General features: G+C 47.8%; 11 protein-coding genes. 8 read left to right on the top strand and 3 right to left on the bottom strand.

What is annotated here, in order from left to right:
* Positions 1–3: 3 nt before the first annotated feature.
* Together ACSHWX_RS09480 and ACSHWX_RS09485 are read right to left on the bottom strand one after the other, a co-directional pair.
* A complete protein-coding gene (locus ACSHWX_RS09480; protein ID WP_435667969.1) occupies positions 4–1,557 on the bottom strand; it encodes a hypothetical protein in 1,554 nt (517 codons plus the stop codon).
* Between the two features lie 165 nt (positions 1,558–1,722).
* Complete coding sequence (locus ACSHWX_RS09485; protein WP_435667970.1) at positions 1,723–2,889, bottom strand: ROK family protein; 1,167 nt, start codon at positions 2,887–2,889, stop codon at positions 1,723–1,725.
* Between the two features lie 155 nt (positions 2,890–3,044).
* Here ACSHWX_RS09485 and ACSHWX_RS09490 point away from each other — a divergent pair, with 155 nt between their 5' ends.
* From ACSHWX_RS09490 to ACSHWX_RS09515, 6 genes are all read left to right on the top strand, one after another.
* On the top strand, positions 3,045–4,058 hold the full coding sequence (locus ACSHWX_RS09490; protein WP_435667971.1) for an extracellular solute-binding protein: 1,014 nt from the start codon (positions 3,045–3,047) through the stop codon (positions 4,056–4,058).
* A gap of 81 nt (positions 4,059–4,139) precedes the next feature.
* Positions 4,140–5,135 carry an ABC transporter ATP-binding protein gene (locus ACSHWX_RS09495; protein WP_435667972.1) on the top strand — a complete coding sequence of 332 codons (996 nt, stop codon included), beginning with the start codon at positions 4,140–4,142 and terminating at the stop codon, positions 5,133–5,135.
* 1 nt (position 5,136) lies between these two features.
* Entirely contained in the window at positions 5,137–6,837 is a 1,701-nt protein-coding gene (locus tag ACSHWX_RS09500) for an ABC transporter permease (RefSeq protein ID WP_435667973.1), read from the top strand.
* Between the two features lie 8 nt (positions 6,838–6,845).
* Positions 6,846–7,829 carry a glycerophosphodiester phosphodiesterase family protein gene (locus ACSHWX_RS09505; RefSeq protein WP_435667974.1) on the top strand — a complete coding sequence of 328 codons (984 nt, stop codon included), beginning with the start codon at positions 6,846–6,848 and terminating at the stop codon, positions 7,827–7,829.
* The gene (locus ACSHWX_RS09510) at positions 7,826–8,593 is read left to right on the top strand and encodes an inositol monophosphatase family protein (RefSeq protein ID WP_435667975.1); all 768 of its coding nucleotides are present in this window, start codon (positions 7,826–7,828) and stop codon (positions 8,591–8,593) included. Before ACSHWX_RS09505 ends, ACSHWX_RS09510 begins: the two co-directional genes overlap by 4 nt.
* Positions 8,594–8,639: 46 nt before the next feature.
* Complete coding sequence (locus ACSHWX_RS09515) at positions 8,640–9,110, top strand: nucleotidyltransferase domain-containing protein (protein WP_435667976.1); 471 nt, start codon at positions 8,640–8,642, stop codon at positions 9,108–9,110.
* A gap of 126 nt (positions 9,111–9,236) precedes the next feature.
* Here the strand turns inward: ACSHWX_RS09515 and ACSHWX_RS09520 are convergent, their stop codons facing one another.
* Positions 9,237–9,701 (bottom strand): GNAT family N-acetyltransferase, encoded by a 465-nt coding sequence (locus tag ACSHWX_RS09520; RefSeq protein ID WP_435667977.1) that lies wholly within the window; start codon positions 9,699–9,701, stop codon positions 9,237–9,239.
* Between the two features lie 458 nt (positions 9,702–10,159).
* Here ACSHWX_RS09520 and ACSHWX_RS09525 point away from each other — a divergent pair, with 458 nt between their 5' ends.
* Together ACSHWX_RS09525 and ACSHWX_RS09530 are read left to right on the top strand one after the other, a co-directional pair.
* Positions 10,160–11,341: a transporter substrate-binding protein gene (locus ACSHWX_RS09525; protein WP_435667978.1), complete on the top strand. Its 1,182-nt coding sequence runs from the start codon at positions 10,160–10,162 to the stop codon at positions 11,339–11,341.
* A complete protein-coding gene (locus ACSHWX_RS09530) occupies positions 11,338–11,931 on the top strand; it encodes an ANTAR domain-containing response regulator (RefSeq protein WP_435667979.1) in 594 nt (197 codons plus the stop codon). The genes ACSHWX_RS09525 and ACSHWX_RS09530 overlap by 4 nt, the downstream gene beginning before the upstream one ends.
* Positions 11,932–11,935: the final 4 nt, after the last annotated feature.

The following is an 11,935-nucleotide window of genomic DNA, read 5'->3' on the forward strand; positions in this document are numbered from 1 at the left end:
GCCTCAATTCTCGCATTTGAGTTGAGAGCCAGCAAAGGAGTAGCTGCAGGCAATTTGGTAGAGGGAAGAAAAATCCGCTGAGCCACTAGACTCAATTTCTTCGATGCGGATCAGGCTGGAATTATCATCTAGCAATCCGACCCAGGCAAATTTCGTCCCTGAATGCGGATATTTTCCTGCAAAAATGAAGCCTATTTCCGAGATGGATTGATGGGTGAAGGGTATGTTCAGCTTGGGAAACTCAGATTTCGCCATGTTGAATAATAACGGGCTGCCTACCTGTTCTATAATGCGAAAATTGTCTCGTTGCGAAATGCGCGCATAATTTGACTGATCAATTGTTTGCACTGACAATTGTGTTGTGGGAAACGCAATATTGGTCTTGATTTCGCCTAACTCGTTGAGTGCGGCGAAACGGCGTTGTTGTAGATAATAGGTGAAAAGCAAAACGCTACCATCAACAACTTGGCTGGGTTTCGTAAAGGCTTGGGTCATCGCATCACGCTGGAAAATGCGTTGTGTGGCAGAGCCGCCAAGCCCCAATGTCGACCAACCTTGGTTGCGACTAAATAAGGAAAGCATGGGCGTTACTACGCCGGTTACACCTGTGCCGGTATAAAGTGCAATGTCCAATTCATTTGTTTGTTCAAGCTGATCCGTGGGCATGCCGCAATAGCTAAGCTGCAAAGGATTAGCCTGGTCGAGCTGGTATCCGCTGAGCAATTGTCCGCTAGAGTTCTTCGCGAAATCTTGTACAAAAGGCATGTCGAAAGAGTTCTCAAAACTACTTGGCAAGCGAGAAAAATGTTGCGCCAGCAAATAAATGCAGGCGTTGCGCATACGATCTTCCTTATTTGAATTCCAGAATGGAACTGGTGCTGGCGGAAGCTGAGAGCGCGTGAGATAATAATCTTCACCTAAAACAACATCATAGGTTTGATCGGGTCCCATGCTTACAATGTAAGCCAAAACTTGCTTGTCTACGTTCCACGACACTAACTCTTGGATCATCAAGGCGATTTCTCCTCGCGACGACCCGAGAACTTCCTCCATGCCATATTCAGCCACCAGCGTGTCTAAAGAATCTGCGGCAATATAGGGCGCGTGAAAACCCAGCGTGGCGGCTGGTTCAATCATCCGGTCTACGTAAGTGCCGACCGATGATTGGGTGGAATAGCCAGATCCGCCTAAAAAGGCGAAAGCGCATGCGGAGTAACAATAGTCGCCAGCGTGAACGACGCTCGCAATTGAATGTTTTCGCAACGTATTTGCCAGCATCAGGCCCTCGCGATAATTACCGCCAGGACTGTTGAGGCTGATCACCCCACAATTGCCACCTTCGGCTGGCAAGTTATCAGCATCACATTCAATATATTGCTCGATGAGCTTAACGAGACTTTCAGTGTCGCCTGCGATTACCGGTCCGTCATAACGGATATGCGGCACAAACCGATCGGCAGAATAATGCATCGAAATCAACTTGATTTCAGCCCCAATTGATGCGGCGCTAGAAATGATCAAGCTGCACAAAGCCAAGATTAAACGGTGCCAATTCAATTGTTCTCTCCACCAAATTGATTGGTCTAAATCTAGGTGGAGGTTCAGCGATGGCCCATACTCTGTTCAGGGGAGTGTTGTACTATGGGCTATTTGCATCGGAAATCATCCCATAGTGGATCAGGCCGCATCGTTTGCAAATTGATGTTTCATCACCCACGGATTTCATCCGCTACGATTCATGGTCCGTCCGTCCAAATACTTGTTCCCGCGCTCAACGCTTGAACCTGGAAAAAGCGTTTCAAAGAAGGGCAGGCTTGCTGCGCCAATGGGGCCGCTATAGCTTCCCAAACTCGTAGGTTGAACAGGTGCTGCATTTATGCCGCGAGATGGGCCATGCGGTGGTATTTTTTGCAAGTTTTTTGCGATTATCTCAATGAGTGGCATTGGCAATGCCCCGCCCAAAATAATTACATTTGGATCAAACATTCCAGAAACAACTTGCGCAGCAAATCGCAATTGAGTGGAGGCGCGCTCAATCCAGTCGGCCACACTAGCGATCTCTAAAGTTTCGCTTTTCTCAAAATTGAGGTCATCGTAAATTAGTCCTGCATTTTCGAGCGTCAGGATTAAGTCTTGAAGAGTGGGGCGCGGACCATCGTATGGGAAAAGGGAGCCGGGCAAACAGGCGTTTCCGTTCGCGCCACGAAAGGGTCGACCATTAACGACTGCGCCGCCGCCCAAGCCATATCCAATATGAAGTAGGAATAGCGGGTCTGCGTTTTTTCGATCATTGAACAAGTATTCTCCGAGCGCTGAAGCCGTTCCATCATTCTCGAAAAAAACGGGCCATTCGCAAATATTTAGGACTTCTTTATAGATCGCTCCACCTTCAAGGACAGAAAATAACTCGTGCGCTCGAACTCTTTTGCTATAGGTGCCAAAATTGCCGGGAATTGATAAGCCAGTGCCCAAAAATTGAGCGCCACCCATATTTTTTGGTGTGCAGAGATTTTCGGTCAATTCGCGCGCCAAATGAGCTAAGTCGCTTGCGGCGGCCAGCTCGAATTCGCGAGATATCGTATCATAAACCTGACCACTCATATCCACCAGTACACCGACTATTTTGTTGAAATAGATGTATACGCCAACGCTGCGGAACCTGCTTTTTTGCAAAGACAGTAGCTTTCTTGGTTGTCCGCGCGTGCCGGATTTATCGACAACTTCTGTTAAAAGTCCCATTTCAGTTAAGCCAGATACCAAACGCGTAATGCTTGCGCCTTTTAAGCCTGTGGTTTTTGTGAGGTCGACGCGCGCGATTTTACCATGGCGATAGACAAGCTCGACGAGCCGCTTTTCGTTCATAGATAGTTCCGCTTCAAAAGGTTTCATATGCATTCCGACAAACTGTGATTCTGTACCGTCATAAATCTATCATTATTTATTACTTTACAAAAAGTAATTTAATAGATTAGATTGTTTTTACATATGTTGTCGTAGTGAATTTATCTGCGGAACATTTGGTGACAAATTCGGAGGAAATTAGGATGATTACCAATTTGGTTAAGTCGACGGTTCTTGCATCAGCAATAGGTGCATTCGTTGCAACGGCCGCGATTGCGGATTCAATTACAGTTTATTCGCCGCAGGGTGAAGAGCGCGCGGTGTGGATCACCGAGCAGGCGAAAGCTGCGGGGCATGATATTGTAATGCTGTCAGCGGGCGGTGGCGAATTGTTTGATCGATTGTTGGCAGAAAAAGCCAACCCACAGGCTGACGTGGTGCTTGGATTAATTGACGCTGCGATGGCAACGTTGAAGACAGAAGATTTGTTTCAGGCCTACGTTCCAGCTTGGGCAGATGACAATTTGCCAAATGTGTACAAAGGGCCTGATGGCATGGTGCACAAATTTTGGCAGACACCTATTGTACTTGCCTATAATTCGGACGTTTTGAGCGCTGATGAGGCGCCTAAGAGCTGGCTCGACCTAATCAAGCCCCAATATAAGGGGAAATACGTAATTGGTTCCTCAGCATGGCAGACAACCAAGTCTTACCTTGTTGGCATGTTGGTGCGATACATGGAAGATGACGGGTCCATTTCTGATCTAGGGTGGGAGTTCATGCAACGCCTTTACGACAACGCAATTGTCGTTGACAGCGGCGAAGCAAAAACTGCAGCCTTTGTGAACGGCGAGGCGGTTATCGACCTGAATTGGTTTGGTGGGGTTGGCAATCTTGCAAGAGATGTTGGCTACAACGTTGTGATGGTGGACACAGAAGGCGGCACGCCGTTTATTGCAGAAGGTGTCGCGATTATGGACGGAACAGATCAGTTGGACCAATCAAAAGCATTTGTTGACTGGTTCGGTTCGGCACAGTTCATGGCAGCTTACGCAAAAGAATTTGGGCAAACACCCGTGCACCCAGATGCCATCGCGCTTTCTCCTGAAGCTGTGCAGGCCAACGCAACTTTGCTCAGCCCTCAGCCCATAAATTGGGATGCAGTTGCGCCTAAGATTGATGGTTGGATGCAACGCATCGAGCTTGAAATTAAGTAATTTATTCAAGCAAAATTGGCTGGCCGTTTACCTCCCTTTGCGACCAGCCAATTTACCTTTCTTAGAACAGTTGGACAGGCAATGATCTCGTTAGAAAATGTACGCATTTGTTATGGTGAAGTTGAAGTCATTCCAGAGCTTTCAGTGGAAATTGAAAGCGGAGAATTTTTTACGCTTCTTGGCCCATCCGGTTGCGGCAAAACAACAGTACTTCGCGCAATTGCGGGATTTGTTCCGGCCGTGTCCGGCAGAATAATTATAAACGGGGAGGATGTTACTCACATCCCCGCAGAGCGCCGAGATGTCGGGATTGTGTTTCAAAACTATGCGCTGTTCCCGCACATGACCGTCCGCGAAAATGTTGCGTTTGGCTTAAAAGTCGCGCGAAAAAAGAATAGCGAAATCAAATCTGCAGTGGACCGAATTTTGGATGTTACCGGCATTGGCGAGCACAGCGAAAAAAAGCCTGAGGCGCTTTCTGGCGGCCAGCAACAGCGCGTGGCGATCGCGCGTTCATTGGTTATGGGAACCAAGGTCCTCCTATTTGATGAGCCCCTTTCAAATCTCGATACAAAAGTGCGTGATGTGATGCGCAAAGAAATCAAACGCTTGCAAAAAGAGCTTGGTTTCACCGCCGTCTTTGTGACGCACGATCAGGAAGAAGCCCTCTCCATGTCAGACAGGCTGCTTGTGTTCAACAATGGGCGCGCTGATCAAATTGGGACCGCGCGCGAGATCTACAATTCGCCCGCAACGCCTTTTGTTTGTGACTTTGTGGGTGGTGCCAATGAACTATCGAATGCAGTGGCCAATGCGTTTGGGCTCAAAGCTGCATCCAGACACTTCGTTCGACCTGAGGACATCAAATTTTTTGATGCTGGCGAGAACAATCAGGTTGTTGGCAAAGTGCGCAACATCGACTTTTTGGGGGCAACAACTTTCGTCGATATTGAACTGCTGGATCATCAAGTTTCTGTTTCGCTTGCGCAAGACAATTTGCCAAGCGATTTAAAGGTCGGATTGGACATTGCCGTCCAAATTGATCCATCAAAAGTCCACTCGTTCGGAGGCGCTTAAAATGACGTCAAATTTGAGCCTGCAGCGTGGTCTATTATTTTTTGGCATCGCGTGTGTGCTCTGGATCGCCGTTTCGTTTATATACGCACCGATTCTAACCGTACTCCAGTCCGCCTTTATCATAGAAGGAACAGTTAGCTTTGATGCATTTGCTGAGTTAGCAAGCTCTAAACGCGTGAAGAGTGCCATTCAAAACACATTCATCGTTACCGTTTTGTCTGTCATCACCGTGAACATTGTAGGGGTGTTTCAAGTTGCAGCGCTTGAGTATATTTCGGTGCGCGGTCGAACATTCCTTAAATTTGCCTATTCACTTCCGCTGGTTTTTGTGTCGGTCGTTGCCGCAACGGGGTACAATTTTGCCTATGGTCAAACAGGCGTGGTTACCCGCGGGTTACAATCGATTTTCCCCCAATTACCCAATGACTGGTTTTCTGGAATTTTTGCGGTCGTCATCGCCCATACTTTTCTGCTGACAAGTTTCCACTTCCTGTTTTTACGTGCCGCGATGAAACGCGTTGACTATTCTATGGTTGAAGCTGCAAGAAGCCTTGGTGCAGGCAATTTTAGAACCTTTACAAAGGTTGTGCTGCCCCTGCTTATGCCAACAATTTTCGCAACGTCTTTGCTGGTCACCTATAAATCGCTTGGCTCCTTCGCAATCCCAGCGGTGCTTGGTGGACGAAAATTTGATATGGTCCCCGAACTCATTTTGACCCTAAACAGCTTGCGCCGCCCGGACATGGCAGCAATGCTTTCTATCGGTTTAGGCATCGCCGTTATCATTTGTATTATCTTCATGCAGCAGATCGAAAAAAGGGGCAGCTATACCGGCGGGGCAAAGACGCCTGTGCCTATCACCAGGATTAAAATTGCAAACAAGCCTGTCAATACTATGGTGCATGTTGGCGCGTATCTCGTTGCAATACTTCAATTGCTCCCGGTATTTCTCATCTTTATCTTTTCCTTTGCACCAGCAGCCTCGATTTTGTCCGAGGTGATCCCCTCATCGCTCAGCTTGGATAACTACATAGCGGTTTTTTCTGGCGGCGCAGCATTCATCCCCCTCAAAAATAGCTTGCTGATGGCCACAGGTGCTGTGGCTGCTGGTTTGGCCGTAAGTCTGTTGGTCGTGGTTTTGGCCCACAAATACAAAAATGGATTTACCACGGCGCTTGATCTTACCTTCATGACGCCTTGGATGTTGCCCGCGCCATTCATCGCCATTGGTCTTATTGTTGCGTTTTCAACGCCCAATCTGCTTGTTGGCAATTACACTCTATTGGGTTCTTATTGGATTTTGCCAATCGGTTACGCAATTGTCGTTATCCCCCTAATGATAAGGTTTTTGCGGGCCGCATTTTGGTCACTCGATCCCACTTTAGACGAAGCTGGGCGGTCGCTAGGCGCTTCTCCAATTTATCGCTTTATCCGGATAACCTTGCCCACAATTCTGCCGGTGATCGTGCTGGTCGCAGGTATGAATATTAATAGCATTTTGAGCGAATATTCGATGTCCGCCTTTCTATTTAATGTGAACAACAAGCCGCTTTCTATCGCCTTGTTCGAAGGGGCGCGATCATCCAACCCAGAACAGGGAGCGATCAATTTGGTCTATATGACCCTGATAATGGTGTTTTCGTTCGTGATAATCTCGTTTGCGCAACGTCACGGATTACGCAACCAACACCCTAAGAAATGAGTTTAACGATGGGCAAAGAAACAAAAACTGCGGCTAACATTGTTCAAAAATGGCGAGATCCTGCCGGCACGATTGGCGAGGTCTTTGTCACCGCGCATCGTGGTGCCTTTATCAAAGACAATATGATCATGCGTCCTGAAAACTCCGTGGAATCGATCGCTCATGCGCGTGTCATCGGGTGTGACAATGTTGAAATTGACGTCCAGTTCACAAAAGATGGTACGGCCATCGTTATGCATGACGATACGCTGGATAGAACGACGTCAGAAACTGGAAAGATCGCCGACAAAAACTATAATGACCTAAAGAATGTGCCGCTTGTCCACCCAGGCACCCGCAAGCCATTCTCCTCGACGATCCCAACGCTGGAAGAAATTTTTCTGACTTTGGGCGACAATATGATGGTCAATGTTGAGATCAAGACAGACATTTCAGACATTCCTAAAATTGCCGATATTGCAGCGAACGCGGGTGTGCTGCCTCAAGTCACGATTAAGTCCAATCAGAACGATGCGGCGCACTTTCAACAAGTCGCAGATATTTTGGGAAAAACGCCTCACAAAGTTGATTTTGTGCCCGTGCTTATTGACCGCCGCGATACCATGGAAACGTTGCATGAGGTGTGTGCCTTGTTTGATCTTTCCTGCGTGGAATGTGTTGTAGATTATCAGGCAGGGTCAAAAGGTTATAACTTACTCCACCATCTCGGGTTTACACCGGATGGGGGGTGGCTCTTTTCTCTTCAAGCGCGGCAGCTTTTGTCCAAAAACAATATTCGACAATTCATCAACACCCTTTATGTGGACCCCAAAGTGCCTGGCAATCATCAATGGAATGGGGGCAGAAATTGCCAATTGGCCCGCCTGGGACCAGATGTGGTTTACAGTTTTTGGATCGCCCATGGGGCAAGTGTTATCCAAACGGATGAACCAGAATTTGTGTTGCAATGGCTGCGATCTTCTGGGTTTAGGTCGGAAGGAGACATCGTTTGACCCTTGCCGAACAAGATAATGCATCGCCCCTAAATATAGAGCGATACAGTGCTTTAGCTTCTATCATGGCGAAGGCGAGCGATCTTTCGCGCGTATTTTTCACAAAACGCGACACGCTTACGATTTCGGAAAAGTCCCAACGCGATTTTGTGTCAGAAGCAGATAGAGCCGTTGAGCAAGAAATCATAAACTGCATCAAAAGTGCTTTTCCGGATGATGATGTGGTTGGCGAAGAACTGGGTGGCCGCTCAGGTGAAAAATACTGGATAATCGACCCGATTGATGGCACCTCAAATTTCCTTTCAGGATTACCACTCTGGGGAATTTCGGTCGCTTATGTCGAAAATGGTGAGCCTCAATTCGGTGCAATCGCAATGCCAATTTTGGGTGAGACTGTATCTGGCCATATCGATCTTGGATTGGATCAGACCAGCAACGCCAAACGGAGTAACCCTGCTATGCCACTGGTTTTCGGCGTTGGACGCAACGGCCTATGGAACGCTAATAAGAGAATTGAAGCCGAAAGCCAGGTTGAACAACTTGGCTATTACCCCATCAATTTGGGGTCTTGTTCTGTTGCATTGGCCTATTGTGCACTTGGCCGCATGGCAGGATATATTGAAGAGGGAATCGGTTTTTGGGACTGTGCCGCTGGCGTTGTGCTTTGTCGGGCAGCAGGGTTAAACGTCAAATTTGACGTTGGAACAAATCTTTTCAAGACGAAGGTGCGGTGTTTACCGGTCGACTTAAAATGGAAAGATTGATTTCTTTTGCAAGGCGTCAGAATTAATGGCGGCATCGGAAAAATTTGTGATTGATCTCTTGCATAGCATCAATGCCCTTGGCGCCGACGTTTGGTTGGATGGTGGCTGGGGTGTAGATGCTTTGTTGTTAAAAGAAACACGTGCGCACGACGATGTGGATATCGTTCTTCAAGAAGTTCATCTCGAGCGTGTCGTTAAGTTATTGGAAGAACGGGGTTTCATTCCCTTTCCAAGAGACGATACGCGAGCGTGGAACTTTGTACTCACCGACGCACAAGATCAGCGAGTCGATTTCCATGTGATCGTTTTTGATGACGCGGGAAAGGGTATTTACGGCCCCCCCGAAGACGACAAGTTCTACCCAGCTGATGCATTTACGGGACGCGGCAAGATGGCCAACGCCCCCGTCAAATGTATGTCTGCTGCTTTTCAGATTGCGAACCGAACAGGCTACGAGATGAGGCAAAAGGACCGCCATGACCTCAAAATGCTAAAGGCAAAATTTCGGATTGAGTAGCGCAGACACAAAGTCTGGCTGCCATCTTGACGCTATACGGCCAAAACTGCGACGTCGTTCATGATTGGCCGTTTTAATGGTGCCATTCATCTTTCGCGCAAATGTTGGCAACGACTTAATTCAGGGTCAACTAACTTCACGTTCCATAAAGCAGTGAATTTTTGACTGACCTGTCTCCACAAAACCATGCCGACGATATAATGATCCCACGGGATTCCAATGGAGATATTCCAGCTTAACTGGGAGCGCGCGCATATCGGCTTGCCGAAGGCAATGCTTGAGTACTTTCGATCCTATTCCTTGTTTCTGAAATTCGGGAAAAAGATAAAATTCACCGAAGCGTGCATAGTTTGCGCGTACTTCAAAAGAAACTGTGCCAAGCTTTCGTTTATTGGACAGAATCTGGAAAAAGGGTTTCTCTTCGAAACGATGTTGATGCACACCACGTTGAAAATCTTCATCCCAACCCCAACGTTTAACAATGTGGGGTCCCAGGGCTGCACGCTTAGCATCAAAAGCAAAATTCACATCGTTTCGCGTCGAACTAAGCCTTGGAAAGGTGATGTTTGGTGGAAGGTCGGGAATATTCATAAGTTGAAGTTATCAACAGTGGTTTCATATTTCTATCGAATATTACTTTCCAAATAAACACGAGAAAAGTCCGGGTTCCAGACGTCGAACTGAATTTTGAAACAAACACGATTGGATGTCTGCTTTGGGAGACACAACAAGTGAGATTCGAACGTCAGCTTTGTTTAGTGAGAGCTAAAAACTGCGTAGCAGATTGATTGCCAATCGAATTAGAATTTGGGTTTGGGGGAGTGGAGACGAGAGACACAAAAGAACCACGGACGACGTTATCGTTGTATTGTAAGGCTTTGAATAAAAAGAACTAACTTCATACTCTTTGAGCTGAATTCAACCTATTGACACAATTCCATTGCTCTACTAACGTTTAGACAACATTAAGACTAGGCAACGACGCCCCATTACCAATTGCAGCAAATTGCTGTGCTTGGTTGTGGGGCTTTTTCGTTTGGGGAGCTGCAATGACCACCAATATACCGATAGGGCTTTTGTTTTCGGTATCGGGAACCGACAAACGCATCGGTATCGATGCGCTAGACGGCGCTTTGATGGCATTGGAAGAAGTAAACGCGGACCCAGATTTTGACTTTCAACTGACTCCCATTATTCGAGATCCGGGGGATAGTCTTTCTCTGTTCCACAAATATGCCGAGGAGATGATGGGCGAACTTGGGTGTCGCCAAGTCATTGGCACAGTCACCTCATCTTCGCGCAAAGAAGTTATACCCGTGGTGGAAAAGCACGATGCCTTGCTCTGGTATTGCTGCCCCTATGAAGGGTTCGAAAGCTGCGAGAATATTATTTATATCGGGTCAACGCCCAGCCTACACATGGTGCCGCTATTTGAATATGTGATCCCAAGATTTGGGGCAAATGCCTATATTGTGGGTTCAAACTATATCTGGGGCTGGGAAACCAGTCGGGTGGCGCGCGAACTCATTACCGAATGCAACGGCTCCATTGTCGGGGATCGATTTATACCTCTTGGATCGCCAGATATCGAACGGTTGATTGAGGAAATTGAAGCCAAGCGGCCAGACTTTGTGCTCAACAACCTCATTGGCAATTCCAGTTATGCGTTTTTTGACGCTTACATGAAGCTAGGGCAAAGAAACCCGGCATTTTTGCCCGAAAACACGCCGATCGTGAGTTGCAATATCGCAGAGTGTGAGATCGACAGTATCGGGGTGTCCGCCCTTACAGGGCATCTGACCACAGCGGTATATTTTGAAAATCAATCTAACGCCGAAAACAAGGAAATGATTGCTGCTGTGCGCGCGCGTTATGGTCGGGACCGCAGATGTTCGAATTATTTGGTGTCAAATTACACTGCGGTCAAAATGCTGGCCGCTGCCATTCGGGATACGGGTTCGGATAAAATTGGCGATGTACGCGCAAATTTGTTGGCACGCCGCTTCCAGACAGCTCTTGGGCCGCTCAAAATTGATAAATTGACCAACCACGCTGCGTTGCGACCAGGTGTGGGGCGATTTGATGGTGCAAACGGTTTTGAAATCGTGGCTGCAGCAGATGAGCTTGTGGCCGCAGATCCTTATTTTGTTGACTTTGATGCGCGGGAATTTGCGAAATCAATTTCCATGGACGCAACGTCGCAGAAAAAGCATCTAAAGGTGGTGAAATGAACACGTCCATCACCCCAAATTTTAGAGGTTGGCGCGCCCTCATTGTCCATCGGCAAAGCGAAAATGTGGAACGACTTGTCCGTCAGCTTTCGCGGCTGGGCATGGATTGCGAACAGGTATGGCCCCAACTCACGCAGCTTTCAGACGCTGACGTGGTGTTTTTTGATGGGGACAACGGGTTTGATGGGCTTTTCCCTTGGCCCGAAGGACATGCGCCAGTGCCAATGGTGGCATTGCTTGGCTCAGAAGCGCCGGGGCGGCTCGAATGGGCATTGCGCCAAGGCGTGTCTGCGCACTTGCTTAAACCGATTGGTTCTGGCGGTGTCTTTTCAACGTTGGTGATTGCGGTCGCTAACTTTACCCAACAGCAAATGCTCGCCCATGAAATCGCTGAGCTTAAAACCAAAGCACGACTGCGGCCAAAGGTGGTTCGTGCCATTCTTTGTGTGATGCAATCCCGAAGTTTGGACGAAGACGCTGCCTATGCGTTTATCCGCTCAGAGGCGATGCAACGCCGCCAGTCTGTGGAGGCCCTTTGTGAATCTGATTTTTTTAGCCCCACCAATGCGCGCGCAAAGAAACGAGTTTAAGAGT

It is taken from the genome of Maritalea sp., from assembly GCF_051251695.1.
In the GTDB taxonomy this organism is placed as follows: domain Bacteria; phylum Pseudomonadota; class Alphaproteobacteria; order Rhizobiales; family Devosiaceae; genus Maritalea.